Source organism: Aureibacter tunicatorum (assembly GCF_036492635.1).
In the GTDB taxonomy this organism is placed as follows: domain Bacteria; phylum Bacteroidota; class Bacteroidia; order Cytophagales; family Cyclobacteriaceae; genus Aureibacter; species Aureibacter tunicatorum.
The window spans coordinates 3444832-3471285 of the sequence record NZ_AP025305.1 but is presented as its reverse complement, the minus strand read 5'-3'; the positions used below and the strand labels follow the sequence as shown (position 1 = coordinate 3471285).

Sequence of the window (26454 nt, the reverse complement as noted above, 5' to 3'; positions counted from 1 at the left end):
GTTGAAAAAATTAAACATATTAATGATAAAATTACTATAAAGTGCTTTTTCATGTGCCCCTCCTGTATTTAATTCATGAAATGAAAGAATTAAATAAATAACTGAGAAGGCAGCTTTCGGTTTGACTAGAACCGCCAGCAAGGTCTGAGTTTTATTGAAACTAAAGTGTTTGCAATGTAATTACTATGGATATTCAGATAAAAAAAACGGGTTAATATCGCTTTGTCAACATGTATAGAAAGAATGTATAAAAATAGTTATAGTAAGAAATCAAATTAGATTGTAGTAAATTATCTTGAAGATTAATGCAAAATCATTGTTGTTTTGATTTGAGTATTTCAATTTCGAGATTTTCAATCCTTTGTTCAAGTCTGTTGGTGTTTTGAAGGCTTATTTTTTTATGTGTCGAAATGAAAGAAGAACATTTCCATACTTTATCAATCATGTCTATTTCGTCAAATGAAGTAGTTTTTCTGTTGTTTGTTAAATCTATAGCGAAGTGGGTGTTGCTCTCGTTTCTAATGTATTTTAGAAAAGACAAGTGGCCTTTATTGATTTTGACAATCAAATCGTTTCTATCCAAAGCTTCCAAGTTGATATTGCAACAGATAAGAATATCCCTTTTCTCAAGGTTTATTGAATTGAATGCAATGGCATGATGAACTTCAAATGCCCTGAACTTTAAACTTTTGCTGTTCGTTGGAATGTTTATTTTGGGAAGTCCCTTGATATAGGTTTTGTCTTTATATTTAAGTGAGTAGCTTTTGTGGGCTTCGATCGGAACTAGGGGAATAGATGGGTATTGGCTTGCGGATTTAAACAAACTATTGCTTTCAGGAAGGTCTTCAAAGATGTCAAAATTATACATTTCATTGACAGTCAGCTCTCTTGTTAGTAATGCGTCGATAGATAAGCCAAAATAAGTTGAAATTTGTATGATAGTTTCAATCTTTGGTTCAGATCGGCCTTCTTCATAAGCGCCAATGCTAGGACGAGCGAGATTAAAAAGATCGGCAAATACCGCTTGGCTCATTTTCTTCACTCCTCTGATTTTTTTGATATTCTTGCCTATTTTTGACATGTCTGAAATTTTCTTGTTTTAAAGTATTGTTGCAGGGCTTCTGATTCTACAATGAATGAAGAAGTTGTATAAATTCTTAGCTAAAATAAAGTCTCTTGGAGAAGAAAAAAAATTTTTCCAAAAATTTCTATTTTTATGAGCAATGCTGAAACTATGAGCAAAAGCTTCCGTATAGTATATTATGTCGCACGAGACGAGCTAATGTTAGCTTTATTAGGAGATAAAATTTATCTTTATGGAGATGAATTTTTTAAGACAAAAATAACTAAAACCAATGGAAAACCATTTTCAAAAAGTTAAGAATTATTTGAATGAGTTGGGCTATATCATCAATTTCGAAAGCGAAGAAGATGATGTATTTATTATCGAGCATGAGTCCAATGGCGTTAAAAATATGATGATAGGTGTTGCCGACCCGATTTTGATTTTTGAACAGTTTATTTTTGAGTTGCCAGAAGACAACGCCGAGATTTGGAAAAAATTGCTTCAAAAGAATAGAGATATAATTCATGGAGCCTTTGTTCTTGATGATTCAGGAAGAAAAGCGATTTTTAGAGATACTTTGCAAATCGAGAATTTGGATCTCAATGAGATTGAAGCCACGTTAAATTCTTTAGGACTTCTTTTAAGCGAGTATTCGGATGATTTGATATTATTCTCTAAAGGCAAATATTAGTACAATAGTTATTTCAAGAAAATTATAAATAGGCATATTATGAACATTTTCAAAAGGTTATTCAAGATAGGACAATCGGAAGCCCATGCAGCGGTGGACAAATTGGAAGATCCAATTAAATTGACAGAGCAAGGAATCAGAGATATGAAAAAGGATCTTGACTCTAGTCTTAAGTCTTTGGCTGAAGTAAAAGCAATGGCTATAAGAGCCCGCAATGACTTCGAGACTTATAACAACAAGGCAAAAGATTATGAGTCTAAAGCCGTACAATTAATTAAAAGAGCTGAAACAGGCGATATGGCTGCTGACGAAGCGGATAGATTGGCTAGCCAAGCTTTGGTAAAGAAAGGTGAAAACGAGCAACACGCTACAAGATCGAAGGCGGAAAGAGACAAATTTGAGCTTTCTGTGACTCAACTTGAGCAAAATGTTCGCACATTGCGCCAGAACATTTCCAAGTGGGAAAATGAGTTAAAGACTTTGAAGGCTAGAGTCAAAGTAAGCAACGCGACTCAAAAACTTAACAAGCAATTGGCTCAGATCGATTCATCAAGCACTGTGTCTATGTTGGAAAAAATGAAAGACAAAGTTGCTGAAGATGAAGCTTTGGCTGAGTCATATGGAGAAATTGCCAACGAGAGCAAATCTGTAGACGATGAAATCGACAAGGCATTGGAGTCTTCTTCCAGTAGCGCTGCATCAGACGAGTTGGCTGCGTTGAAAGCTAAACTTAAAGGAAATTCATAAAATAGACCTTTTGACCCGCATTAATCTATTTTTGACCTTATGAGTTATCATAAGGTTTTTTTAATCATCTAATTGAATATCATGGAAATATTAAAGCTTGTATTGATTATTTTATTGGCGATTTTGGTTTTTTCATTTATGCTGAAATTGGCTTTTTGGATAGTTGTTGTTTTGATCGCATCTTTTCTAACCTTATGGGTGTTGGGCAAGGTGTTTAATATTCTTAATTAGATGATTAAAAAGTTTATGCAATTTATACATTGAGGTGTTAAAATTGTAATAAACTATTACTATCTTGCTTGGCAAGATTTCATGTGCAAAATTATTAAAGGTATGGGATTATTTGATTTTTTTAATAAAAAGAAAGATGAGCCTTCATATGATCCGACAAATTTAAAGTTGAGTGATTTGAACGTTGGTTTTATCGTGGAGTACGACATGCAAAATTGGGAAGTGAAGAAGGCCTTTGAGTATGACTGGGGGAATAATTGCTTCACAAAGGAGTTTCAGTTGTTTGATGGCAAAGAATATATTTATTTGTCAGTGGATGATAATACCGAAATGGAATTATCAGTGACGAGGCCAGTGAAGATTAGACATATTGAAGAAGATCTTCCAGAGTATATTGTCAGCAGAGAAACTCCGCCTTCCAAGATCAGCTATGAGGGTGTTACTTACTTTCTTGATGAAGACAGCGCTGGATATTGCAAAGAGTTTGGCGAAGATGAAGGTAGTTGGGCTGAGCTGATCAATTGGGACTTTTACGATAAATCGGAAGAGAAAATACTTTCCATAACTCAGTGGGGAGAAAAGGAGTTTGAAGCTTCAATTGGAACTGTGGTGAAGGAGTTTCAATTTTCTAATATTATTCCTTCGAATAAAGCTTAAATTTGCATAAATTACCTCAATGAAAAGATTATTGCATATTTCTTTAGCATTTGTATTGATAGCATCCCTGTATTCATGCGGTGGTGGAGGATACAAGAAATCTGCTCTGGATAAACTGATAGTGTCATTGGATTCAGTGCCGACTTATTCTATTATCTTGCAAGATATGGATGCTGAAGGGATTTTTTCTAATACTTACAAGCAACAATTCAAAATCATCAAGCCTGTGAACGGGCTTCCTACGGAGACAACTACTCCGTTTTACGAAGTCTCGGAGAGAGAGTTTTTGAAATATGAAGATGCCTTGGGGATGACAATCGTTTCCAAGACTGATGGAAAACTTAAAAAAGAAATTAGTCCTGCAGGGTACTCTAATTATATAGGGAACTCTCAATATGGACAATGGAGACAAGGTAGCAATGGTAGTTCATTCTGGGAATTTTATGGACGATATGCATTTATGAATTCCATGTTTAACTTGCTGGCATACCCGGCCAGAAGAAGCTATTGGAATGACTATAGAAATAATTATTACTCGAGCGGAAGATCTTATTATGGTCCTACACAAAATGGCAGGACGTATTACGGAACTTATGGAACGACTAATCAGAAGAGCAACTCGGTATGGTCTAAAAAACAAAACACTTTTAAAAACAGAGTGAATAGCCGTACTTCCAGGTCTTCCTCAAGGTCAAGTTCTAGATACAGCGGATCGTCTTATAGGTCGAGAGGCGGTGGTTTTGGTAAATAACAGGAATTTTTTCAGCAATTAACAACACAACTATATAAAATGGATATCTCTAATCTATTGAATGGTATTTTGGCTTCCTTGGTTTATTTGGGAGCAAGCTTTGTCTTAGTGGTTTTGGGTAAGATCGCTTATCAAATTTTCCATCCTAATATCAGCGTCAAGCATGAATTAGTGGAAAAAGACAATTTAGCTTTTTCTGTTGCCCATGTTGGTTATTTCGTTGGACTTTTGCTGGCTATAGGAGCGGCTATTTCTGGCGAGTCAAATGGGTTGTTGAATGACTTTATACAAATAGAGCTGTACGGAATAGTAGCTATTGTGCTCTTGAATTTATCTGTCTATATTAATGATAAAATTATCTTGAGCAAATTCGATATCAAGAAGGAAATAATTACAGATCAGAATGTAGGAACTGGGGCAGTAGATGCGGCTATTTCAATTTCTACTGGTTTAATTATCATGGGTGCCATCATTGGAGATGGAGGAGATATCTTAACAGCGATATACTTTTGGTTGATAGGTCAAGCGATATTAATATTGACAAGCTTTGTTTATAATCTGATTACCCCTTATGATATTCATGAGCATATTGAAAAAAATAATATAGCTGTGGGAATCGGATTTGGAGGGGCTTTGATCGCAATTGCCAATTTGATTAGAAATGGTCTTGCTACTGAGTTTTATAGTTGGCAAGAGAGTTTGATGCTTTTAGGTTTTGAAGTGTTGTTGGGACTGATATTTTTGCCTTTGGCAAGATTGATGACGGATAAGATCCTCTTGCCGGGTCGAAATCTGACAGATGAAATTGTTAATCAAGACAAACCTAATGTTGGAGCGGCTTTGATTGAAGCATTTTCATATATAGGAGGTTCAACGTTAATTTGCTGGGCAATTTAGTCAACGTATTAAGAAGAGATTTAAAATAATATGGGAACGGCGAATAGTCGTTCCTTTTTTGATGAAGAGCGATGAGGTATAAGTCGGGAATTTTGAAGCTTGCTTTATTTGCTACAGGTTTGGCAGGGATAGTAGCGGAATACACTTTGTCAACTTTGGCGACATATTTTTTGGGTGATTCGGTTTTGCAGTTTACAATGATCGTATCGATCATGTTGTTTTCAATGGGCTTGGGAAGCCGGTTAAGCAAATTGATTAATGATGACTTGATGATTGCTTTTATTTCCATTGAGTTTATTTTGTCAATTATCTGCTCTTTCGCTTCCATCATAACTTATTTATTTTCCGCTTTTATTCCTGACCTGGTGGGCTTTATAATATATTTTATGAGCATAGTGATTGGGTTGTTGATAGGCATGGAGATTCCGCTGGTAATTCGCCTTAATGAAAAATTTGAAGAATTGAAGGTGAATATTTCATCCGTGATGGAGAAAGATTATTATGGTTCATTGCTTGGTGGTGTATTTTTCGCATTTGTCGGCTTGCCGTATCTAGGTTTGACATATACGCCTTTTGTATTGGGGAGCGTGAACTTCATAGTGGCTTTGGCTTTGACCTATGTAGTCTGGCAGTCTTTCGGACAGGCTAAAAGAGTGAAAATTGTCTTTGGAGGGATGGCTATCGCGGTTTCTTTATTAGGAGGCTTAATCTTCGCTAAGGATATTGTCGAATACGGCGAATCAAGAAGATATAAGGATCCTTTGGTGTATTCTGAACAAAGCGCTTATCAGAGAATTGTAATGACCGCATCGGATGAAGGTTTTTGGTTGTTTATAAATGGGAATCAGCAATTAAGTTCTGTGGATGAAGTAATGTATCACGAGCCTTTAGTGCATCCAGTAATGGGTTTGATCGACCAGCCTAAGAGTATTTTGATTATGGGTGGAGGAGATGGATGCGCTATTAGAGAAGTGCTGAAGTATCCCAGTGTTGAAGAGATCATTTTGGTGGATTTAGATCCAGCGATGACAGACTTAGGCAAAGAAAATCCCTTGTTAAGAAATTTGAATCAGAGTGCTTTTTTCAGCGATAGACTGGAAGTTGTTAACGATGATGGTTTTGCTTATTTAGAAAAAATGCGCAGAAAGTTTGACGCTATAATTATCGACCTTCCTGATCCTAAATCTGTTGAACTGTCGAGATTGTATTCCCGAGAATTTTATCGATTATGTTATAGCAGACTTGAAGAGCATGGTGTGATGATTACTCAAGCTGGAAGTCCATATTATGCAGAGCGTGCGTTTAAGTGCATTGAAGCTACTGTAAGTCATGCTGGTTTTACTTCCGTGCCTTTGCATAATCAAGTTGTAACGTTAGGGGAATGGGGATGGATTTTGGGAGCTAAAAACATTTCCAGAAAGGATTTGATAAATGATATAAAAAATATATCATTGAAAAATATAAATACGAAGTGGTTGAATGAAGATGGCTTGAAAATGATATGCTCATTTGGGAAAACTGTCTTTGAAGGTGTTGAATCAAAAGTGGAAATTAACGCGATACACAATCCCGTGCTTCCTAGGTATTATGAAGCAGGCTTTTGGGATGTATATTAACAAGTAAATAATTACGTACTGGAAATTTTTTGAAATGAAAGTAACTTATAACTCTCCTGTAGTGCTTACATATGCATTTTTAAGTGTGATAGTAATGATTCTTGGCTATATGACAGGTTTTAGGTCTATGAGCTATTTTATGGTCGGCAGTCATATGGATTTTTTGAATCCCTTGGATTATTTCAGATTATTTTCACATGTATTGGGGCATTCCAACTGGAGCCATTTGTTAGGCAACTTCACCTTTATTTTATTGTTGGGCCCTTTGTTGGAAGAAAAGTATGGATCAAAGCAGTTGTTGGTAATGATATTGTTTACCGCTTTGATTACTGGTATTTTGAACATCTTGTTGTTTGACCATGGACTTTTGGGAGCGAGTGGAATCGTGTTTATGATGATACTTCTGAGTTCGATAGTCAATGCGCAAGAACATACCATCCCTCTGACATTTATTTTGGTAGCGGTATTATTTTTAGGGAAAGAGGTGTTTGATATTTTTAAAAATGATCAAGTTTCTCAATTCGCTCATATTATTGGAGGCGTATGCGGAGCAGTGTTTGGCTTTTTTGCTTTAAAAAAGAGAGTCTTTTAATTGGAGTCTTCCTTGGCGTTCATGATTTTTTGAACGCCTTCAATGAAATTGATCGCGCCAAGTACGATTTCATTCAAACTTTCAACGATTAGGTTAATTGAGATTTCAGATCCTTTTTTTCCCCATCTTGGGTAGCTTGCTTCCAGTTCCTCATGGACTATGCCATTATAATTTCTTAAGCATATATTTAATTCTTTGAGTTCATGAAATTGAGAGTGTCCCTTAATATTTTGAAAATTTCTTTTCTTGTTTATTAGCCCTTGATATTGAAGGTTGGGTTGTTGGGAAATGAAAGCTATAATCTTTCGAAAAATTATGCTGGATTTAAGTAGAGTTATTTCATTCTCCAAGAATATGCAGGTTTCAATATTTTTTAATTCTTGCTTGTTGATAGTTGCTAAAGCATTATTTATTTCCTGAATGGATTCTCGAAGTGTGTTAAATTCTTGATTCATATTAGTGTATGTGATAAGTCGAGCAATTTATCGGATCTTCTTCGAACTTCATAATTTTATTCAATGGAGCAATCAATTTTCCAGTTTTTGTTGTTGAGAAAGTAAAAAACATGAAAATTATCCGTTGGGCAATATTGCTTTTAGCTGGTTTTGTTTTAGTGGCATTTCGCAAGAAAGCAAAGAAGCTAGAGACAGATTTGGAGACCGTTCCTTATGTGGATTTAGAAAAATATCAAGGTGTTTGGTACGAAATAGCTTCCTTTCCCGCTAGATTTGAAAAAGGTTGCTCGAACGTGTCAGCCGAATATACATTGAATATGGAAAAAGGCTATGTGACTGTTGAGAATAAATGCTACTTAGCTTCCAAGAACAAGTGGAAAAGTATACGAGGCAGAGCTTTTCCTGTGGAAGATTCGGGTAACTCAAAACTTAAAGTCCGTTTCTTTTGGCCGTTTTTAGGAGATTATTGGATTGTTGCTTTGGATGAGGAAGATTACGCTTATGCTGCCGTGGCGAGTCCGGATTACAAGTACCTTTGGATATTGTCTAGAGAAAAAGTAATGGATGAAGGAGTTTATCAGGAATTGTTAAGGGAGTTGCAGGCAATGAATTTTGATATTTTTCAGTTAAGGAAAACAGATCAAAGTATGATAGAAGAGTAGTTTTTTTGAACCGTTCGCTCATAGATAAATTTTTGATTTATTGATTTTAAATGATTATTTTGTAATTCGATTTCAATTCAGAATTTTCTATTTTAATAAAGATTTAAATGAGCGTTTTTAAGAAATTTCCAAGAACATTTTGGGTAGCTAACGTTATGGAGCTATTTGAAAGATGGGCTTGGTATGGTATTTTCGCCAGTTTGGCGGTTTACATGGTGACTCCTGTTTCACAAGGTGGTTTGGAATGGTCGCAAGTTGAAAAATCGAGGGTTATCTCGATTATTACTGGAGCTTTATACTTTTTGCCAATCATTACAGGTACTCTGGCGGACCGGATAGGTTACAAGAAGGTTTTGATCGCATCATATGCAATTATGTGTGTAGGTTATTATTCAATGGCTTATATCACGGATTTTTGGCCATTTGTGATGGCTTTTGGGTTTATGGCATTTGGAGCCGCTTTGTTTAAGCCTGTGATTTCTGCGACGATTTCGAAGACTACGACGACGGAAAATTCATCCATTGGTTTCGGAATATTCTATATGATTGTGAATATTGGAGGTTTCCTAGGACCAATTGCTACGATGTCTTTGATCAAAGGAGACGGAGGATGGACGATGATGTTTATTGCGAGTGCTATATCAATTTCAATTAATATTATTTTGGTATTGTTTTTCTTTAAAGAGCCGGAAAGAGATGAAAATGCAGCTCAAGAACCTTTGGGAGAGCTGATCAGCAAAAGTTTTAAAAACATATTTGAGGCTTTGTCCGATATTAAACTGACAATTTTGTTGGTGATATTTGTATTCTTCTGGACGGTTTTTAATCAGATTTATTATACGCTTCCTAACTTTATCGTGCAATGGATTGATACAAGATCGATTATTACTTCAGTTGAAGGTTTTAGTCCTTGGTTAGCGGAATGGATGACTGATAAAAATGGGCAAGTTGCTTTTCAGTTGTTTACGAATATGAATTCATTAGCAATTATTTTGCTACAGTTAATAATTTCTTCAGCTGTGGCTAGAATGAGAGCGATTAATTCTATGATATCTGGCATTTTGGTGTGCGGTGTTGGTATTGGATTTAGCATGTTAACGAATAACCCATATTATGTGGTTGTTGGTATCATTTTCTTCTCTATAGGTGAAATGGCTTCTTCTCCAAAATTTACTGAATACGTGGGAAGTTTGGCTCCTAATGAGAAAAAAGGCCTTTATATGGGAACATCGTTTTTGCCTCACTTTGTAGGAAATATTTTCGCAGGGTTTATTTCAGGAGACCTATACGAGGTGCTTTCAGATAAAGTGAAACTGACGCAAAAATTCGCCGCTGAAAAGGGACTGGAAATTTCTACAGACTTGCCAAATGATGTGTTTTTCAATAAGGTAGCCGAGTCAATGGGAATGACTGATGCGCAATTGACGCAAACATTATGGGATACTTATAACCCAGGGTCTATCACGTATATCATTTTTGCTTTAGCGATATTTACAGTGACGTGCTTGTTCTTCTATGATAAGTTTTTGTTGAGGCCGCAAGTGAAAGAGAAAGAAGCCGTTAGTGCTTAACATAAAATAACGATTAAGTTATAAGGTCATGTTTTTTAGCATGACCTTATTTTTTGCTTAAAAGCCTGATAATATTCTCGCTGACATTAGACAGAAGCTTACTTGATTGTTGAAATGAATCATTTAGAGACATTGGTTGGTTTTGAATGCTAAATGCGGAGCTGATGCCATGATTGAAAATTTCTTCATACCCATCTTCAAGTTTTCCGGTTAATGCGACCGCGGTTTTGTCGTATTTTTGGCAAAGCTTGCCAATGCCCGATATTACTTTGCCTTTAGCGGATGAGGCATCTACCTTTCCTTCTCCAGTAAAAACCAAGTCCGCTTGATGAACATCATTTTCAAGATCAACAGCTTTGGAAATTAAATCAAAGCCTTTTTGCAGTTCGCCTCCAATGACAAATAAACCTCCTGCTATTCCTCCTCCTGCGCCGGATCCTTTTATAGATTGAAGATCATGATTTTTTTCTTTAAGCAAGTCGGCGAAGTGTTGCATGCCTTTGTCTAATTTCGCCAAGCCAGTGTTCGGAGCTCCTTTTTGAGGTGCGAAGGTATAAGTTGCTCCTTGAGGTCCGTAAAATGGGTTTGAGACATCGCAAGCAATTTTGAGCTGAGTATTTTCAAGTTTAGGATTAAGGTTTTCAAAATGGATGGACTTGATTTGGTCAAGAGTCCTTCCAGTTGGAATAAATAATTTATCGTCTCTATTGATGAATTGTACGCCAAGAGCATGCAAAGCGCCAGCTCCTGCATCATTGGTAGCGCTCCCTCCAATTCCTACAATTATTTCGTCGCAGTTCTCATGCAATGCTTTTGCTATGAGCTCACCTGTGCCTAACGTGGATGTTATGTTGGGGTCTCTTTCATTTTGTTTTAGCAGAGCAAGGCCTGATGCTTTTGCCATTTCTATGACGCCTATTTTTCTATGGCTTTTGTTTAGGATAGCCATTGGAACTGAAATCTTTCTGTTAAGCGGATCCGATACGTCAAAATATTTATAGCTGGCATTATAAGCTTGCGCTAGGACGGATAATGTTCCGTCTCCTCCATCAGCCATAGGCTTGATTATTGTGTGAATGGAAGAGTCAAATCTTTTAATCCCTTCAGCAATGGCCTCTGAAACTTCCAAAGCTGAAAGACATTCTTTAAATTTGTCAGGCGAGATCAATACATTTTTAATCATAAATGTGTTGTTTGAACTGTATGGATAAAAATTAATTAAAATTATGCCTGAAGTCAAATTAATTGAGACTGAGGATGGGTCGCATTCTTTGTTTGTGCCTTCCTTGAACGAAACATATCATTCATTTCATGGAGCTGTCAATGAATCCAAGCACGTTTTCATCAAAGAAGGTTTGGATGAATTGATCAACAAGTTTGGAGTAACACAAGTCAATATATTGGAAATAGGCTTCGGGACGGGCTTGAATGCTTTGCTGACCAAGCTTTGGGCGAATGAAAATTTATCCATTCAAATAAACTATACTACTTTGGAGCCATTTCCTTTGGATGCAAATATAACTCGCCAATTAAATTATGGAGAAAAGCTGGGAGGAGAGACTGCTCAGAATGAGTTTTTGAACATGCATGAGGCGGAATGGGATCAGGAGGTGTCATTAAGTGAAAACTTCTCTTTGCATAAGATGGAAGCTAAAATTCAAGACGCTGAATTCAATGACAAGTTGTTCAATTTGATTTACTTTGATGCTTTCGCGCCAAGTAAGCAAGCTGAAATGTGGGATTTGGAAGTTCTTGGAAAAGTGAGAAAAAACATGTCTATGCCGGGGATATTGACCACTTACTGTGCTAAAGGACAGTTGAAAAGAGACTTGAGGAGTCTTGGTTTTGAGGTTGAGTCCATTCCTGGCCCTCCCGGTAAAAAAGAGATGGTCAGAGGATTATTGACATGATTTTAGGTGATATAATTATTAATGACTGGGAGCCTATCTGGCTTACATTGAAGCTTGCTTTGGTTAGCACTTTGATGCTTTTTGTCTTTGCAGTTCCTTTGGCTCTATGGCTGGGGCAAACCAAGAGCAAACTTAAGCCTTTCTGGGAGGCACTGGTAAGCATGCCTTTGGTTTTGCCTCCTTCAGTGATTGGCTTTTATCTATTGTTGCTGTTAAGTCCAAGAAGTGTATTGGGGAGCTGGTTGGAAAATTGGTTTGATGTCAAGCTTGTTTTTACCTTTGAGGGACTTGTAATAGGTTCTATGATATACAGCTTGCCGTTTATGGTACATCCTATACAATCCGCGATTACGAATTTCCCTCAAAATTTGCTTGATGCTTCTTATGTATTGGGCAAGTCCAAGATTCAAACTTTTAGAAGGGTGGTATTGCCGATGATAAAGCCTTCATTATTAACAGGCTTGGTTTTGACATTTGCTCATACTATCGGAGAGTTTGGAGTTATTTTGATGATTGGAGGCAATATTCCCGGAGAGACTAGAGTAGCTTCCATTGCTATTTACAATGAAGTGGAATCATTGAATTATTCATCGGCGAATTTTTATTCGGCAGTGTTGTTTGGGATTTCATTCGCCATATTATTTGTGATTTACATGCTTAATGGAAAGTCATTCTCTAAAATTTGGAATCGATGAAAGTAAAAGTAGAAAAGGCTTTGCGGAATGGTGATTTCTTGTTAAATGCCGATGTGGACATTCCTGAAGGAGAAATCGTTGGTTTGTATGGTGCTTCTGGAGCCGGCAAGACTAGTTTTTTGAGGATAGTATCCGGTTTGTCAAAGCCGGATAAAGGAGGCATTAGTTTCAATGACCAAGTGTGGAATGATAGCCAGAGCGGTCAATTTATTTCGGTTCAAAATAGAGCCATAGGTTATTTATTTCAGGATTATGCTTTGTTTCCTCATATGACAGTTTATAATAATATAAGTTATGGATTGGAAAGAGGAGAGTCGGATATTCATTTAAATGAAATGTTGGATATCATGGATTTGGATCATTTGAAGAGTTCTTATCCCGATAAACTTTCCGGAGGCCAAAAACAAAGAGTCGCATTGGCAAGGGCAATGGTGAGAAAACCAAAATTATTGCTATTGGATGAGCCTTTTTCCGCTTTGGATTCGGGTATGCGCTCCAAAATGCAAGACTATGTTTTGATGTTGCATAAGAAGCTTGCTTTCACTGCTATCATGGTGAGTCATGAAAAGAATGAATTATTAAAGATGTCGTCTCGATTGTTTGTTGTTGACAATGGCAAGGTTGAAGATAAAGGTAGTCCTTCAGAATACTTTTTTCCTTATTCTACTCAAAAAGAACTGAAAGCATGGGCAACAGTGATCAATTGCAAAGCGTATGAGGATTATTTTATCGTAGAGCTTGAGCTTAGTGGCCAAAAAATCGAGATGAAAGAAATGCAAAGCTATAAGCAGGGTGAGCTTGTGTCTGTTTCTTTCGATACAAAGCATGCTTCGATTCTTGATCAAAAAAAAAGGAATAGCTTGCAGTAAGCTATTCCAAAATATAAGGGTAAGAACTATGAGTTTTTCTTATTAAGCATTGATGCTCGGAATATTAACTACTTCGTTCACGTCAGCTTCGTAATCTACACCTTCTACTTCAAAGCCAAATAGGTTGAAGAAGTCCGTTTTGTAGCCATTCAAGTCTCCGATAGCAGGCAATGTCTCTGTAGTCGCTTCTTTCCATAATTCAGTAACTTTCGCTTGCACATCATCTCTCATTTCCCAGTCATCAACTCTTAGTCTTCCTTCTTCATCTAATTGAACTTGGTCAACGAATAGTTTATCTGCATAAAGTCTTTGGATTTGCTCGATGCATCCTTCGTGGATACCTTCTTCCTTCATTGTTTTATAAAGCAATGAAATGTAAAGTGGAATCACAGGAATAGCAGAGCTCGCTTGAGTAACCAATGCTTTGTTTACAGAAACATACGCATGACCTTTGATTGCTGAAAGGTCAGCATCGATAGTCTTGGCAGTTTTCTCAAGATCTTCCTTGGCTTTGCCAATAGTTCCTTTGCGATATACAGGCTCTGTAAGTTCAGGGCCGATATAAGAATAAGCCATAGTCGTAAATCCTTCGCTAAGAACATCAGCTTCTTTCAAAGCGTCAATCCATAGTTGCCAGTCTTCACCGCCCATTACTTTTACTGTGTTTGCAATATCTTCATCATTGCAAGGATCGATCGAAATGTCGCTTACATTGCCAGTGTGGAAGTCGACAGTTTTATTTTTGTAAACATCGCCTATTGGCTTAAGAACAGATTTATGTCTAGTTCCTGTGGCAGGGTCCGTTCTTACTGGAGAAGCAAGACTGTAAACAAGCATGTCGATTTGACCTAAATCTTCTTTGATCATATCAATAGTTTGTTGCTTGATCTCATTGGAGAATGCGTCGCCATTGATACTTTTAGCGTACAAGCCTTCTTCGTTAGCGAATTTTTCGAAAGCAGCGCTGTTATACCATCCTGGGCTTGCTGGTTTTCTTTCTCTAGGAGCTTTTTCGAAAAATACTCCAATAGTAGAAGCATCAGAACCAAATGCGCTTGTGATTCTAGACGCTAAACCAAAACCCGTAGAAGCACCGATTACCAATACTTTTTTAGGACCTTCGATACTGCCTTTGCTTTTGATATATTCAATTTGATTTTGAACATTCTTCTCGCATCCAGTAGGATGAGCTGTAAGGCAGATAAAGCCTCTTGTTAATGGTTTTATTATCATAATGCTAATATTTAATTTCTATTCAAAATTAAGCGTAAAGGGATTTTATCATTAGGATTTGATTTATCCAAAATGCCTTTACCATTTCTTGGCTTAAAAAAATACATTCGAAATTAATAAAGTAGAATTACATTGTCATTCATTTTTTATAAAAATTGATGCGTTGGGGATTCTTTTTCCTTGTGTTTGAATTAATGAAGCTAGAGTAAGATGAAGGTGAGAATCGATTAACAAAATTATACAGAAATCATTATAATATAGTGGGAAAATATTAGTCTATGCCTTACAATGTTATCAAACATGATAATGTCAAAAGCCGATTAGGCGTCAATAAATCTGAGAGAGCTGATTGTTTGGCTTATAAAAGTCCTCCTTTGCAAGCTTTTTTTTCTACGGAAAAGGAAGATGCTTCCAGAGTTGAGTTAATGGCTTCTCATGTTTTTATGCAAAAGCAGAAAATATCCCATAGTGATGAGGGCTTCCCATATATAGAAATAGAGAAAGTAACTGTGCCAAGTGAAAGCTTGGAGTATCTGATTTCTGACGACATGACTTTAGCTGTTCCGATGAAAGAGGGGATGCAAGCAAAGAGCTTTTTTGGAGTCGAGGAGGTAGTAAGGGTGACAATGGAAATGTTGCAAAAACAAGGTAGTTTAGTCGTGTTGGAATTGACTGGAAGCAAAATGATGGTTGGACGAAATCAGCTTTATGAAGCAACGCCTAAATGCAGGGAATGTGTAAGAGCTAATCGTCCTGAACCCTTTGAAATGCTGCCGTTTAGAGGGGCTTCGTGTGATACTGCATCCATGCTTTTTGGTTATGATCAGATTGCTAGACGTTCGGAATTTAAACCGGCGAGACCATATGAACCAAGACCTGGAGCTGTCTCCCTGTCGGATGATTTTTCTGAAGAGATGAAAAAGTTGATGGTTATTTTAACTGATGAAAGGGTACTGAATCCGGAAGATTTCAATCAAGAATTTACCAAAGACTTGGGTAAAGAGGCCATGGTGGAAATGGCCGAGAAGTATTCTTTGATTGAGGCTAGCTCGCTTAATGAAAAGCAGAATAAATCATATGGAGTGAATAGTTATGCCCGTCCAGAATTGGGAGGAGCTTTGGTTGGTATGTATTTCAAAGGAGAAGCTTCCGGTAACAATATGACGATTGCTAATAATCTATTTGCCCCGGTCATGGCGGTGAGCTTGGATGGTAGCGATTTTATTTCATTAGAGCAACGAAGCAGGGAAGCCTTGAATGTGGAGAGGCTTAGATTATTGCTTGCCAGTGTTGATTCTAGATTTGGCAAGATGACTGATGAGGAGGTGCATATGGGGCTAGGTGGTTTTCAAGAGGAACATACTGATTTTTGGTTGGAGGCTGTTAAAAAAATGAAAGCCTCTGACGATGAAAATCAAAGGGCTTGGTATATGGATATGCATGGGACCAGAGATGGGCAAACATTTCATGATAAGCTGATGGAAGGAAATAAGGAATACGCTCCGTTATTGACAGTGTCTGTGAGTTCAGGCAAAGAACTATCAGGAGCTTATCAAGCAAGAGAATTAAAGATGCCGTCACTTAAAGTTTTTGGGTCGAGGGCTTTTAGAAATATACTGAATGAGTTTTGTCCTTTGCCAACGAAAGAGGAAACTCAAGATTGCATGAAATTCATGGCGTATTTGTATGATTATGATAGGTTGTCTTCGAGTTATGATCCAGTTGACATGCGTAAAAGAATGCAATTGTTAGTATTGCTCCAAAAAGACATGCACTTGTGGATCGATCGAAACGCAATAGAATATTCTCATAATAAAGGAGTCGCAAAACCTGAAGATAACAGGCTGTACTTTTCTATATTATTGTTAATGGATTTGTTGGATGAGGAGTTTGAGTCAGTTATCGATCATATTGTGCATAATGCCAATGATGTTTGGATGCCGGATATGATGATGATGGATATGCATGAAGTGGAGGCAAATAATAAATTATGGAGAAATGTCTTGAGAGCAATGGAAAAGCTTAGTCATTTGAGCTTCGACAAACAGGAAGATCAAATGAGGAGACAAATGCTTAAGAGGTTTAATGCTTTTAACGCAAGGTTGTTTATGACGCAAACAGGCAGAATGTTATTGCAAAATTTTGTGAGAGTTTCTGGTGAGGGCAAGGCATTAAAATTCGTAAGCGATTCCAAAATTCATGAAACAGCTCGAAGTGAAGCGGATAATCCTTTGGACATTGTTTATAAGATAAGTCCTTTTACAGGTTCGCTGAGAAGGGGGAAAGGAAGTTCTGTATCTCTAAGGTTTAATCCAAATATGAGATCTAATGCGGATTATTCAGGAGTAAGCAAGTTGAATGGAGAAACGAAGTTTGTATTGACACCGCATCCAGAGTACATCGAATATGGCTTGGAGCTGACTAAAGCTTTGCATATGATGGAAGGAGAAGTAATGCCGGAAAGTAAAAAAGGAGCGGTGAAAAGCTGGACATCAGAGGAGGATAAAAGAAATATTTTAAGCTTTGAGAAAGATTTTCGCAAGGATATGAATTTAAGTGAAAGATGCAATGATCATAAAGTTTGCCCTTGGACAACCAAAAGACCGGGATCAGCATCGCTGACTTCTTCATTGGATAGTGAGGAGAATTTATATTTCGATGACAAGTATTTTCACGCTTATTCTCCTTATAATTCTTCTGATGATGAAAGTAAATAATGGTTTTATAGTATTGTTTTAAGATAATTTTCAGTCAGTTTTTTTGTGTTTTATTATTTAAATTTGATTAGGTTTATTTGTAATAAATCTAGTTTTTTGAGGTGGGCTATTTTTATATTCTATTTGATTCACCTTCAACTACTTACCTCTGTCGTCATTTTTGCAATATTTTTTGAGTTAGTAATTAAGCAATATGACGGTGATGAATTTTTTGTCAACAATTAAATTATTTTTATCATGAGAAAAAAGTTATTAGGATTAGCTTCAGTCTTTTTGTTGGGTTCAATGTCTTCATGCTGGCATGTGGGTGATCCTTGGAATGGGGGCCACCCTACTCAAAATGTAAGCATAGACACTGTGGATGTTCAGCAAATTGTTTTAGAAAAAGAAAATCTATTTCCGGAAGGAATTGCATATGACTTGGAGTCCAAGCAAGTATTTTTGTCTGCTTATAAGGAAGGTGCTATTTATTCATATGATCATAAAGGACAATTAGTCAAAGTTTTTGAGTCGGATTTAATGATCTCTCCTGGAGGTGTGAAGATTGATCAAAAAAGAAATCTTATGTATGTGGCTGTAGGAGCTATCGGCGTTTCTGATAAATACGCAAATGCGGAAAACGGAGCGCTTACGGCTTTGGCAGTTTATGATTTGAAAACAAAAGAACAAGTCAACTGGATAGATCTAACGAGTCTGGGCGAACTGCCTTGTTATGGCAACGATATCTGCCTTGACCAATATGGCAATGTGTATATGACAGATAGCCAGCGTCCTGTTGTATATAAAATTTCAAAAGAAGGAGAAGCTGAAGTGCTTGCTCAAAGCGATCAATTTTCAGGATTTCCATTTAATTTGAATGGTATTACTTATCATCCTGATGGATTCATACTGACTGTGCAGATGGGAAGTGGCATTTTGTTTAAAATAGATACAGAAACAGGCTCAGTGGCTGAAGTAGCGCATGATACTGATTTGAGAGGAGGAGATGGCATCAACTTGATCAATGAGAATCAATTGATAGTGGCTCAAGCATATGAGGTGCAGGAAGATGGATCTTGGTCATTAGGCGCTCTTAAGATGTTGGAGACGGATAATGATTGGTCTTCGGCTTCGATGACATTCAAAACTACAAAAGGAATGAATGGGCCTACTAATACTGAAGTTATTAATGATAATTTATTGGTGGTTCAGTCATATATAGGCAGCAAGTTGTTCGCAGGGCAATCTCAAAGCCAGTTCGAGATCACAAAGTACAAATTGAAATAAGAATTTGCGGCATCCGTTAATATCCGGATGCCGCACTGGTTTTAAGCTTCCACGCTCTGTTTTTCATTAAGCCATTTTATGGCATTTTCTTCTTCACTAAATGATTGCATATAGATTCCGTCATTGTACTCTTCGATATATCTTTTGATAGAGAATCTTGAGAATACATCGTCGGAAAAGATAAATGCAGCGCTATGATAACCGAACTTTTTAGCTCTTGGAGTCCAATCAGTCACGATCCAATCATTAGCCATAGTCCAAGTGCCTTTGATTTGTCGATTGTCAATCAATAAGCAACCTGTTGAAAATTCTTGAAAACACTTGATTAATTCTTCCATTCCATTTTGAATGGTTTCGAGAGTTTGATAGCCTTTCCAGTTGACTGAAATCAAATTATCTTCTTCCAGATAATTGATGTCCACATTTTTGTTAGTGAAAAAAAGCATAGTCTTGTTATGATATTATTAATGAAATATTATTGATATGAATATGCTAATCTAAAAATTTAAATTTTTAAGTATGTAATCTGATTATTTATTAAAATGTTACTTTTTTGAATATATGTAAATTGAATTTTATAGTTTAAAGTTGTCTAAATTATATTTTTATGAATACTTATTGGTATTGTATAATTTGTGTTGTATTAATTTATATTTAATGTTGTTTTAATGTTTTGTCTTTGTAAAGTCAAGGATTTAGATGGTTTTAGTTTTTTTATAGATAGTATGATTGTGTTTTTATTTATTAGTTATGCTTAATATTTGAATATTTAATTAAATAGGAGATTTTTAAACAATTGTGAGATTATAGAATTTGATGTTTAGTAGGTTTAGACTAATAATGATGAAGAAAATAGAGCATCAAATTAATATCAAGGGTGAAATTGAAAGAGTGTATTTTGCGATTAGCACAGCCAAAGGCTTTGCTTCTTGGTGGACTCCTCATGTTGAGCTGGATGAAAGCTCAAGCATTATCTCATTTGGATTTAATGGAGGAGAGATAGTCATGCGAATGAAAATGGTAGAGATGAAAACTAATGAATCAGTGCATTTAGTTTGCGAAGATGGCCCTGAGGAATGGTTGAATACTTATCTTCATTTTCAAATGCTTGAAAAGCAGCCGGATTTTTTTCAATTGAATTTCAATCATGGCGGATGGGAAAAAGATGTTCCAAATTTCACACGATGCAATACTGATTGGGGCAGATTGATGTATAGCCTTAAGGATTTTGTGGAGGAAAATTCGTCAACTCCATTTATGCGATAGAAAAAAAGGAGAATCATAGATTTTGGTAGAGGTTTTGGATAAGGTTAATAAATAGTGAATCGATGAAGTCCAAGATTATTTTATCATATGAAAGAGTTTTCTAAAAATTTAAGCAGAGTGTTTTTTACCATCTGGATAGTAGCTGCTTCCTTTTGTCAAGCGGTATCTCAAGATCGAGATGATGAAACCAAGCTGATAGTTGGTGTAGTAGTTGATCAGATGCGTCAAGAATACTTGACCCGTTTTTATGACAAGTTTGGGGATGAAGGATTCAAGAAGCTGCTTGAAGAGGGGTTTGAAATGCAAAATGCTCATTATAATTATGTCCCAACAGCAACAGGTCCCGGACATGCATCTATCTACACAGGCACAACGCCTGCTTTTCATGGAATTGTCAGCAATAACTGGTATGACCGGGATTTGAAAAAATCCATTTATTGCGTCTATGATTCAACGGAACGAACGGTTGGGAGCAAGACGAAAGCGGGGATGGCTTCTCCACAAAATTTATTGTCGACAACGATTACTGATGAGTTGAAACTTTTTTCTCAATTTGAGTCCAAGGTAATAAGCGTCGCTATAAAAGATCGAAGCGCGATATTGCCAGCCGGACATAAGCCGGATGGAGCTTTTTGGTTTGATGCCGAAAGCGGAAATTTTGTTACTAGCACATATTATATGGATGAGCTTCCCGGTTGGCTAAGAGTCTTTAACAACCGAAAGCTTCCTAAGACGTATCTTAACCAGCAATGGACCACAGTATTTCCCATAGATCAGTATACTGAAAGCACAAGAAATGATGACAAGTATGTTATTTCCTTGAGTGAAAATGGGCGTTTTCCTTATGATTTGAAAAAGATAAGTATCGAACGAGAAGATAAAGGCTATGAAGTTATTCCATTTACACCTTTTGGGAATGATCTGACCTTGGAGGTGGCCAAGGCGGCTATCGACGGAGAAGGGTTGGGGAAAAATGACAAGCTTGATTTTCTGGCGGTTAGTTTTTCTTCAACGGATATTATCGGGCATTCATATGGTCCTGAAGCTGTTGAAATAGAAGATACTTACATTCGACTGGATAAGAATATTGCGGAGTTGATCAGTTATTTGGATGAGAAAGTGGGGAAAGACAAATATGTGATGTTTTTGACAGCTGATCATGCGGGAGCAGATAATCCTCAATTTTTAATGGATAGAAACTTTCCAGCAGGTTTTTTTCATAAAGACAAAGCATTTGATCAGATCAATGGATTTTTAACTTCGAAGTATGGCGAAGCTGAATGGGTAGAGGATATCGATTATTTTCAAGTGTACTTGAATCAAGACCTGATAGCGAAGAGAGAACTGAGCTTAAGGCTTGTGAGGCAACAAGTGGCAGATTTTCTTTTGGAAAATGATGAAATACTATTGTCTTATTCAGGATATTTGTTGGGAGAGTCTGATTACAATTCTGGTGGAGGACTTGGTTTTATGGTTAGAGGTTATATGGCGCAAGAGTCGGGAGATGTGTTGTTTGGATTAAAATCGGGTTGGCTGGATTGGTTTTCAAAGAAGGGCACTACGCATGGCACATTTTATACTTATGACACGCATGTGCCGATAATCTTTTATGGAAATGTGCCTAAAGGGAAGTCTGTAAGAAGGTGTGAAATTACCGATATTGCTACCACATTATCCTTAATGATGGGAATCAAATTTCCGAGCGCGGCTACTGGAGAGTCTATTGTCGAGTTGTTTGATGATTGATGAATAGAGTAGAATCCCGCTTTGCTGATTTCAAAGCGGGATTTTCTTTTACCAAAGATTGCCTAGCTTGACTTCAAGGAAGTACATGGTCGGATTAGCTGGACCATAAACGAATCCAGCGTCTTTTCCCGGACCAGCGTCAAAGGATTTTTGATAGCTGTTGAAAACGTTCTTTACTCCTCCGCCAACTTGAAGTGTTAAGTCGTTTAATAAAGAGAAGTCGTATGTCGCTTTGATAGACATATCAAAAAATGGATCTGTTTCCACAAGTCTTTCATTTTCATTCAATTTTCCATTCATATAACCACCCGGCAAATGAGGCACAAGCATTTCACCTGTGTAGATACCAGATACGCTGAACATTAGCTTTTTATATGGAGAGTAATTGGCACTGATAGAACCATAAGTGTTTGGCGTTCTTAGAATTCTATCGGATACGCTTTGGTCTTCTTCTCCCCAAGGATTGGCGCCAGTGAATTTAGCCTCTTGTATGGTCAAATCACCTTGCAAATTGAATCTTGGATCAGGAGAAAGTCTCCACTCCATATTTACTCCGCTTACTCTTTGATCAAATTCCGAATTGGATTTCCAGAAAATGTACTCGCCGCTTCCTTCTTCCGTCTCCATGAATTGAGAGTAAAAAGGGTCTTTAATGATTGTATGGAATCCTTCTACTAAGAAGTAAGCTTGCCATGAACCTATGTATGTTTCCCAGTCCCAAGCGAAAGTGTAAGAAAATGATCTTTCTTGTTGCAGGTTAGGATCCAATACATTTCTTATAGCTCTCGCTCCGGCCATTTCTATGTGAAGATCTTCATCGAAGATTTGCGGCGCTCTAAACCCTGTTGAAAAGCCCGCTCTTAGTTGCATGTCGGGAGTGATTTTGTATTTACCATTAATCCTTGGATTGAATGATGTCACTGTTTTTTCAGGGCTGTCAGCATTTACTTCGTCTCTGATTCGAACATGATCCAATCTCACACCAGCTAATAAATTGAACTTTTCACTGGTCCATTCATTTTGAATGAATGCGCCAAATGTATTAATATGTTGCTGAGATACGATAAGCGCAGGGACATAAGCATTTTCATCCTCGTCATAGTAAGATTTTTTTCTATCCAGTATATCTTCGTATGAATGCTCAACACCGGAAGTAAGTGTGGACTGTCCGAAAAGGACTTTGCCGATTTTGTTGTTCATTTGAACTCCGCTTACGATGTTGGTGCTTTTCGAATCTCCATAAGCGTCTTTTTGCATTTCGGCGCCATAGTAACTGTCTCGTTCCACTAGACGGCCGGCGGTGTAGGCATTGATGGAAGTTTTGTTGTCTGCAGAAGTCCAGTCATAATTGATATCTCCGCCTATGATGTTGTGCTCTAGCTGTTCAGTGATATCGGATAAATGCGGAGCCATATCCAGTTTGTTTCCGCCTCTTCTTTTTTCGTTGGTAACTGTAGCTCCGATTTTCAAGCTTTTTCTCTCGCCAAATTTGTAAAAGGATTTGAACCCTGCTGTCAAGCTTTCAAGTTGAGTAATTTCTGTGAAATCGTCTTTTTTTGGATTTTCTTGATTGACATCGTCTTCATCGTAATATATATCGTCCGGGTTTGCATTCCAAGGGTCGCGAGATCGATAAGACCCGTACAGGTATAGTCCTGAATTGCCTTCTTCTCCGACAATTGATGTGTTGAAATTCATATTTCGATCAAAGGACTTGCCGTCAATCGTTCCTACTTTTCCGCCGATCATATAGCCGTTGTGTTGCGGCTCTTTGGTGATGACATTGACTGTGCCACCTATGGCGTTGCTGCCAAAAAGTACTGAACCTCCGCCTCTGACAACTTCGACTCTTTCGATCATGGAAGCAGGAATTTGCTCAAGTCCGTATACGCCGGCCAAGCCACTGAAAACAGGCCTGCTGTCCATCAAGATCTGAGTGTATGAACCTTCAAGGCCATTTAACCTCAATGAAGTGGAACCGCAATTTCCGCATGTGGTTTCAGTTCTAACTCCCGGTACAAAGTTAAGTCCCTCGGCGAGATTGACAGAAGAAGTGTTTTCAAATGTGCTCATATCCAGTACATTGACCACTGCTGAGATATCCTTTCGGCTTCTGCTGGTTTTAGTTGCGGATACAACGACATCTTCCATTTTGAATAAATCCTCTTCGAGGTTAAAATGTATGTCAGCAGTATTATCATCTTTTATTGTGACGCTTTTTTCGATGGTTTTATATCCTAAAGCGGAGATGATAATTGTGTACGTACCTTCTGGAATGTTGTTGATGGTGAAATGCCCTTGCTCATCGGTAGATCCACCGATATTCAGGTCTTTGATTAATACGGAGGCGTAAGAAACATGTTCTTGCTCATTTTTTGACACAATATGTCCTTTTAGATTGCCGTCTGCATATGAAGTAAAAGCATACGCAAATGCAACCAACATGCAAATTAGTTTTTTGTATTGCATTAGTGATAGAAATTAGAATGTTTAATTGACGCTAAGTAAATCTGAAAATTATCCAGTTATTGCGACAAAAAGTGGTAAGTAAAAGTATAGTGTGTTACTGGACGGTAATTGTCCTGTAGTTTAAATGAAAATTATTTCGCGCTTTGAGGAGGTCCGTGATAGTGGAGGACGTGAAAAAGCTTTGAAAAATAGATCGCTGTGTTATAAAGCGATTTTGTATGAGCATGGAAATGCTCTATAAATTCGATAGTATAATTGACACAGGTAATTGATGATATTGCGCTTTCCGAAAACTCTAAATAATGAAGAAGCTCATTGCTGTGTTCATGGTCAGCAGGTTCCCCGGGGTTTTCATCGCCATCCGCAATGTAAAAGTGAGTGTGTATTACAATGCCGCTTTCAGATTCATGGTAATGAAAGCTTGATTTGTTAAGATATGACAAGGCCAAGGCAAATGTGATTGCCATCAAATAGATTATTTGATATTTAATTGAGCCTTTGAGCATTTATTGATTAGAATTAATATTCTTTTGATGCCACGAATATCTAGTTTTAAATGATTCTAAACAAGCTGATTTGAAGAAATTATGCAATTTTCAAAAAAGATATTATTCATTGTTGGATAGGTTTAATTTGTTGAAAGCAAGAAAAAATACTTAATAAAAAAAATGGCTATAATTTAATTTTATGAATTTATAATGTAACTTAGGGTTGTTGGTTAAGTCTTTTAGCGTTTATATATGAGAATAATATATAGTTTTTTGATTTTTTCTTTGATAAGCATGAGCGTGTCTTCATGTTTTTCTGCTCAGCCAGTTTCCAGATTAAAAGCATTGAATAGAACGACAAGTTGGTATTTTGGCAATGAAGTCTCATCTCAGAATAAAAATGGAATAGAATTAAGAGTTGCTTATACCGAAAGTTATGGAGAGACTTTGGTTTTTGATATTGAGTTGATAAACAATTCTGATAAATCAGTATGCATCTCTCCAAATCAATGCTATTATGTTGCTTTGGACAAGGACACTACAGATATAGGAGCTTTGCGGTTTGCTATTGACCCTGAAGTGAAAATATTGGAATTGGATAAAAAAATCGAAGCGGGAAAGGCTGCTCAAGCAAATCATGTGCTTTACAGTTTATTTTCAGTGACTTTGGACATAGTGGAGGATGCAGCGACTCTTACTGAAGAAAAGACAGAAGAACAAAGAGACAAGGAATTCAACGAGCGTCAAGAACATTTGGAGTTTTTGAATGATGAAAGTGACCGGAGAGAAGAACATGTGTATTCATTGAATTCTCAAAAAAGTTTTTGGGTAAATTCCACCCTTAGGAGAACGGATGTCGAGTCTGGCTATACGATTAAAGGACAGATTTTTATCAAACGAAATATAAAAGCTGAGTATTACAAGCTATATATACCTATTGGAAACCAGAGATTTGCATTTGATTACAAGCAGGTGCTTTATTGATTTAAGTTAGTTTGATAAATGCTGTGAGGATTAGCCTTGAACATTTTGATGGTGACGCCATTTTTCTTTTTGAATGCTTTGGATAAATGGCTGCTGTCTGTAAAATTCAATTGATAGGCGATTTCTTTGAGAGACAGTTTTGTGTGAAGTATTTTCGTTTCCGCGATTTTGAGTTTTGAATTCAAAATGTATTCCGCAAGGCTGATGCCGGCTTGCTTCTTGAAATATTCGGAAAAATAGGTTTTGGAAATATTAAAATTTTCGGCTAATGATGATACGCGAAGCTTGTCATTTTCCAATATGTTAGAATTGATAAATCTGAGTATTTCTCCGAATCGCTTGTCCAATTGATCGTTTTGTTCAATATACTTTTTCTCTATGCTACGAGCCAATATGTTGACAATTGAAGCCATGATTTCCATTATGATAGAATTCGAGTAGCTGTCGATATTCGAATATTCATTTTGGATAAAATTGATGCTGTTGACAATGTAGTCGCGCTCTCTTGGAGTTGAGATGATATCTCCGGGAATCTTGTTGTAGTTGGCTAGAATGTGAGCCATCTGATCAAACCAAATTTTATAGTCTGTAAATCCACTGTCAGACATGAAGAAGTGATCAGTGAAGCGAATGAAATGAAAAATAGAAGTTTGCTTGATAATAAAAGAATGGCAGTCCAGCGGTGGCAGTAAAAAGATATTTCCTCCATGGTATTCAAATTCATGTTCGTTGACGCATTGGAGGCCTGATCCTTTTTCTATATATACTATTTCAAAGAAGTTTTGCTTGTGAGGTCTTTTTTCCCATACAGAGAGCTCTTCTGTGCTTATTTCGAATAATTGGTTGGTGGATTCAATAATCATCAGTTTGCTTTT

General features: G+C 37.0%; 26 protein-coding genes. 18 read left to right on the top strand and 8 right to left on the bottom strand.

Features of this window, described 5'->3' with window-relative positions:
* Window positions 1-313 precede the first annotated feature (313 nt).
* The gene (locus tag AABK36_RS14620) at window positions 314-1081 is read right to left on the bottom strand and encodes a helix-turn-helix domain-containing protein (RefSeq protein ID WP_309938156.1); all 768 of its coding nucleotides are present in this window, start codon (window positions 1079-1081) and stop codon (window positions 314-316) included.
* Between the two features lie 274 nt (window positions 1082-1355).
* On the opposite strand from AABK36_RS14620, the gene AABK36_RS14615 reads away from it, so the two are divergent.
* From AABK36_RS14615 to AABK36_RS14580, 8 genes are all read left to right on the top strand, one after another.
* On the top strand, window positions 1356-1757 hold the full coding sequence (locus tag AABK36_RS14615) for a YbjN domain-containing protein (protein WP_309938157.1): 402 nt from the start codon (window positions 1356-1358) through the stop codon (window positions 1755-1757).
* 39 nt (window positions 1758-1796) lie between these two features.
* The gene (locus AABK36_RS14610) at window positions 1797-2504 is read left to right on the top strand and encodes a PspA/IM30 family protein (RefSeq protein ID WP_309938158.1); all 708 of its coding nucleotides are present in this window, start codon (window positions 1797-1799) and stop codon (window positions 2502-2504) included.
* 81 nt (window positions 2505-2585) lie between these two features.
* On the top strand, window positions 2586-2735 hold the full coding sequence (locus AABK36_RS14605; protein ID WP_309938159.1) for a hypothetical protein: 150 nt from the start codon (window positions 2586-2588) through the stop codon (window positions 2733-2735).
* Between the two features lie 102 nt (window positions 2736-2837).
* Window positions 2838-3392 (top strand): DUF4178 domain-containing protein, encoded by a 555-nt coding sequence (locus AABK36_RS14600; RefSeq protein WP_309938160.1) that lies wholly within the window; start codon window positions 2838-2840, stop codon window positions 3390-3392.
* A 19-nt stretch (window positions 3393-3411) separates the two neighbouring features.
* Window positions 3412-4143, top strand: a complete 732-nt coding sequence (locus AABK36_RS14595) for a hypothetical protein (protein ID WP_309938161.1) — start codon at window positions 3412-3414, stop codon at window positions 4141-4143.
* A 39-nt stretch (window positions 4144-4182) separates the two neighbouring features.
* Complete coding sequence (locus tag AABK36_RS14590) at window positions 4183-5040, top strand: DUF350 domain-containing protein (RefSeq protein ID WP_309938162.1); 858 nt, start codon at window positions 4183-4185, stop codon at window positions 5038-5040.
* Window positions 5041-5111: 71 nt separating this feature from the next.
* A complete protein-coding gene (locus tag AABK36_RS14585; protein ID WP_309938163.1) occupies window positions 5112-6656 on the top strand; it encodes a polyamine aminopropyltransferase in 1545 nt (514 codons plus the stop codon).
* Window positions 6657-6690: 34 nt separating this feature from the next.
* Complete coding sequence (locus AABK36_RS14580) at window positions 6691-7248, top strand: rhomboid family intramembrane serine protease (protein ID WP_309938164.1); 558 nt, start codon at window positions 6691-6693, stop codon at window positions 7246-7248.
* Here AABK36_RS14580 and AABK36_RS14575 read toward each other — a convergent pair.
* Window positions 7245-7703 (bottom strand): hypothetical protein, encoded by a 459-nt coding sequence (locus tag AABK36_RS14575; RefSeq protein ID WP_309938165.1) that lies wholly within the window; start codon window positions 7701-7703, stop codon window positions 7245-7247. The genes AABK36_RS14580 and AABK36_RS14575 overlap by 4 nt on opposite strands.
* A gap of 110 nt (window positions 7704-7813) precedes the next feature.
* On the opposite strand from AABK36_RS14575, the gene AABK36_RS14570 reads away from it, so the two are divergent.
* Both AABK36_RS14570 and AABK36_RS14565 read left to right on the top strand, forming a co-directional pair.
* A complete protein-coding gene (locus tag AABK36_RS14570; protein WP_309938166.1) occupies window positions 7814-8365 on the top strand; it encodes a lipocalin family protein in 552 nt (183 codons plus the stop codon).
* A gap of 107 nt (window positions 8366-8472) precedes the next feature.
* Window positions 8473-9936 (top strand): MFS transporter, encoded by a 1464-nt coding sequence (locus AABK36_RS14565; RefSeq protein WP_309938167.1) that lies wholly within the window; start codon window positions 8473-8475, stop codon window positions 9934-9936.
* A 46-nt stretch (window positions 9937-9982) separates the two neighbouring features.
* On the opposite strand, the gene AABK36_RS14560 is transcribed toward AABK36_RS14565, so the two are convergent.
* Window positions 9983-11119 carry a glycerate kinase family protein gene (locus AABK36_RS14560; RefSeq protein ID WP_309938168.1) on the bottom strand — a complete coding sequence of 379 codons (1137 nt, stop codon included), beginning with the start codon at window positions 11117-11119 and terminating at the stop codon, window positions 9983-9985.
* Between the two features lie 43 nt (window positions 11120-11162).
* On the opposite strand from AABK36_RS14560, the gene mnmC2 reads away from it, so the two are divergent.
* The 3 genes from mnmC2 to AABK36_RS14545 are packed head-to-tail and all read left to right on the top strand — an operon-like array spanning window position 11163 to window position 13410.
* A complete protein-coding gene (gene mnmC2 / locus AABK36_RS14555; protein ID WP_309938169.1) occupies window positions 11163-11846 on the top strand; it encodes a tRNA (5-methylaminomethyl-2-thiouridine)(34)-methyltransferase MnmC2 in 684 nt (227 codons plus the stop codon).
* Window positions 11843-12541 carry a molybdate ABC transporter permease subunit gene (gene modB, locus AABK36_RS14550; RefSeq protein WP_309938170.1) on the top strand — a complete coding sequence of 233 codons (699 nt, stop codon included), beginning with the start codon at window positions 11843-11845 and terminating at the stop codon, window positions 12539-12541. The genes mnmC2 and modB overlap by 4 nt, the downstream gene beginning before the upstream one ends.
* Window positions 12538-13410 carry an ATP-binding cassette domain-containing protein gene (locus AABK36_RS14545; RefSeq protein ID WP_309938171.1) on the top strand — a complete coding sequence of 291 codons (873 nt, stop codon included), beginning with the start codon at window positions 12538-12540 and terminating at the stop codon, window positions 13408-13410. Before modB ends, AABK36_RS14545 begins: the two co-directional genes overlap by 4 nt.
* 42 nt (window positions 13411-13452) lie before the next feature.
* Here AABK36_RS14545 and fabV read toward each other — a convergent pair whose 3' ends face one another.
* Window positions 13453-14643, bottom strand: coding sequence for an enoyl-ACP reductase FabV (fabV, locus tag AABK36_RS14540; protein ID WP_309938172.1), 1191 nt, complete (start codon window positions 14641-14643; stop codon window positions 13453-13455).
* 278 nt (window positions 14644-14921) lie between these two features.
* Between fabV and AABK36_RS14535 the strand changes: the two genes are divergently transcribed.
* Window positions 14922-17360: a hypothetical protein gene (locus tag AABK36_RS14535; RefSeq protein ID WP_309938173.1), complete on the top strand. Its 2439-nt coding sequence runs from the start codon at window positions 14922-14924 to the stop codon at window positions 17358-17360.
* A gap of 237 nt (window positions 17361-17597) precedes the next feature.
* Window positions 17598-18626: a hypothetical protein gene (locus tag AABK36_RS14530; protein ID WP_309938174.1), complete on the top strand. Its 1029-nt coding sequence runs from the start codon at window positions 17598-17600 to the stop codon at window positions 18624-18626.
* Between the two features lie 41 nt (window positions 18627-18667).
* On the opposite strand, the gene AABK36_RS14525 is transcribed toward AABK36_RS14530, so the two are convergent.
* Entirely contained in the window at window positions 18668-19072 is a 405-nt protein-coding gene (locus tag AABK36_RS14525; protein WP_309938175.1) for a hypothetical protein, read from the bottom strand.
* A gap of 394 nt (window positions 19073-19466) precedes the next feature.
* Between AABK36_RS14525 and AABK36_RS14520 the strand changes: the two genes are divergently transcribed.
* Window positions 19467-19892, top strand: a complete 426-nt coding sequence (locus AABK36_RS14520) for an SRPBCC family protein (RefSeq protein ID WP_309938176.1) — start codon at window positions 19467-19469, stop codon at window positions 19890-19892.
* Between the two features lie 87 nt (window positions 19893-19979).
* Window positions 19980-21638, top strand: coding sequence for an alkaline phosphatase PafA (pafA, locus tag AABK36_RS14515; RefSeq protein ID WP_309938177.1), 1659 nt, complete (start codon window positions 19980-19982; stop codon window positions 21636-21638).
* 48 nt (window positions 21639-21686) lie between these two features.
* On the opposite strand, the gene AABK36_RS14510 is transcribed toward pafA, so the two are convergent.
* Together AABK36_RS14510 and AABK36_RS14505 are read right to left on the bottom strand one after the other, a co-directional pair.
* Window positions 21687-24083, bottom strand: a complete 2397-nt coding sequence (locus tag AABK36_RS14510; protein ID WP_309938178.1) for a TonB-dependent receptor — start codon at window positions 24081-24083, stop codon at window positions 21687-21689.
* A gap of 155 nt (window positions 24084-24238) precedes the next feature.
* Complete coding sequence (locus AABK36_RS14505) at window positions 24239-24574, bottom strand: hypothetical protein (protein ID WP_309938179.1); 336 nt, start codon at window positions 24572-24574, stop codon at window positions 24239-24241.
* A gap of 273 nt (window positions 24575-24847) precedes the next feature.
* Between AABK36_RS14505 and AABK36_RS14500 the strand changes: the two genes are divergently transcribed.
* On the top strand, window positions 24848-25579 hold the full coding sequence (locus AABK36_RS14500) for a hypothetical protein (protein ID WP_309938180.1): 732 nt from the start codon (window positions 24848-24850) through the stop codon (window positions 25577-25579).
* Here the strand turns inward: AABK36_RS14500 and AABK36_RS14495 are convergent.
* Window positions 25573-26442 carry an AraC family transcriptional regulator gene (locus AABK36_RS14495; protein ID WP_309938181.1) on the bottom strand — a complete coding sequence of 290 codons (870 nt, stop codon included), beginning with the start codon at window positions 26440-26442 and terminating at the stop codon, window positions 25573-25575. The genes AABK36_RS14500 and AABK36_RS14495 overlap by 7 nt on opposite strands.
* Between the last annotated feature and the right edge of the window lie 12 nt (window positions 26443-26454).

Excerpts from the sequence above, each read along its gene's own strand:
- AABK36_RS14495 (WP_309938181.1), bottom strand. The coding sequence starts at position 26,442 with ATGATTATTGAATCCACCAACCAATTATTCGAAATAAGCACAGAAGAG.
- AABK36_RS14530 (WP_309938174.1), top strand. The coding sequence starts at position 17,598 with ATGAGAAAAAAGTTATTAGGATTAGCTTCAGTCTTTTTGTTGGGTTCA.
- AABK36_RS14565 (WP_309938167.1), top strand. The coding sequence starts at position 8,473 with ATGAGCGTTTTTAAGAAATTTCCAAGAACATTTTGGGTAGCTAACGTT.
- AABK36_RS14520 (WP_309938176.1), top strand. The coding sequence starts at position 19,467 with ATGATGAAGAAAATAGAGCATCAAATTAATATCAAGGGTGAAATTGAA.
- modB (WP_309938170.1), top strand. The coding sequence starts at position 11,843 with ATGATTTTAGGTGATATAATTATTAATGACTGGGAGCCTATCTGGCTT.
- AABK36_RS14615 (WP_309938157.1), top strand. The coding sequence starts at position 1,356 with ATGGAAAACCATTTTCAAAAAGTTAAGAATTATTTGAATGAGTTGGGC.
- AABK36_RS14580 (WP_309938164.1), top strand. The coding sequence starts at position 6,691 with ATGAAAGTAACTTATAACTCTCCTGTAGTGCTTACATATGCATTTTTA.
- AABK36_RS14585 (WP_309938163.1), top strand. The coding sequence starts at position 5,112 with ATGAGGTATAAGTCGGGAATTTTGAAGCTTGCTTTATTTGCTACAGGT.
- AABK36_RS14595 (WP_309938161.1), top strand. The coding sequence starts at position 3,412 with ATGAAAAGATTATTGCATATTTCTTTAGCATTTGTATTGATAGCATCC.
- AABK36_RS14535 (WP_309938173.1), top strand. The coding sequence starts at position 14,922 with ATGCCTTACAATGTTATCAAACATGATAATGTCAAAAGCCGATTAGGC.
- AABK36_RS14620 (WP_309938156.1), bottom strand. The coding sequence starts at position 1,081 with ATGTCAAAAATAGGCAAGAATATCAAAAAAATCAGAGGAGTGAAGAAA.
- AABK36_RS14505 (WP_309938179.1), bottom strand. The coding sequence starts at position 24,574 with ATGGCAATCACATTTGCCTTGGCCTTGTCATATCTTAACAAATCAAGC.
- AABK36_RS14570 (WP_309938166.1), top strand. The coding sequence starts at position 7,814 with ATGAAAATTATCCGTTGGGCAATATTGCTTTTAGCTGGTTTTGTTTTA.
- AABK36_RS14610 (WP_309938158.1), top strand. The coding sequence starts at position 1,797 with ATGAACATTTTCAAAAGGTTATTCAAGATAGGACAATCGGAAGCCCAT.
- AABK36_RS14560 (WP_309938168.1), bottom strand. The coding sequence starts at position 11,119 with ATGATTAAAAATGTATTGATCTCGCCTGACAAATTTAAAGAATGTCTT.
- AABK36_RS14545 (WP_309938171.1), top strand. The coding sequence starts at position 12,538 with ATGAAAGTAAAAGTAGAAAAGGCTTTGCGGAATGGTGATTTCTTGTTA.
- AABK36_RS14510 (WP_309938178.1), bottom strand. The coding sequence starts at position 24,083 with ATGTTGGTTGCATTTGCGTATGCTTTTACTTCATATGCAGACGGCAAT.
- AABK36_RS14600 (WP_309938160.1), top strand. The coding sequence starts at position 2,838 with ATGGGATTATTTGATTTTTTTAATAAAAAGAAAGATGAGCCTTCATAT.
- AABK36_RS14605 (WP_309938159.1), top strand. The coding sequence starts at position 2,586 with ATGGAAATATTAAAGCTTGTATTGATTATTTTATTGGCGATTTTGGTT.
- mnmC2 (WP_309938169.1), top strand. The coding sequence starts at position 11,163 with ATGCCTGAAGTCAAATTAATTGAGACTGAGGATGGGTCGCATTCTTTG.
- AABK36_RS14590 (WP_309938162.1), top strand. The coding sequence starts at position 4,183 with ATGGATATCTCTAATCTATTGAATGGTATTTTGGCTTCCTTGGTTTAT.
- AABK36_RS14525 (WP_309938175.1), bottom strand. The coding sequence starts at position 19,072 with ATGCTTTTTTTCACTAACAAAAATGTGGACATCAATTATCTGGAAGAA.
- pafA (WP_309938177.1), top strand. The coding sequence starts at position 19,980 with ATGAAAGAGTTTTCTAAAAATTTAAGCAGAGTGTTTTTTACCATCTGG.
- AABK36_RS14500 (WP_309938180.1), top strand. The coding sequence starts at position 24,848 with ATGAGAATAATATATAGTTTTTTGATTTTTTCTTTGATAAGCATGAGC.
- fabV (WP_309938172.1), bottom strand. The coding sequence starts at position 14,643 with ATGATAATAAAACCATTAACAAGAGGCTTTATCTGCCTTACAGCTCAT.
- AABK36_RS14575 (WP_309938165.1), bottom strand. The coding sequence starts at position 7,703 with ATGAATCAAGAATTTAACACACTTCGAGAATCCATTCAGGAAATAAAT.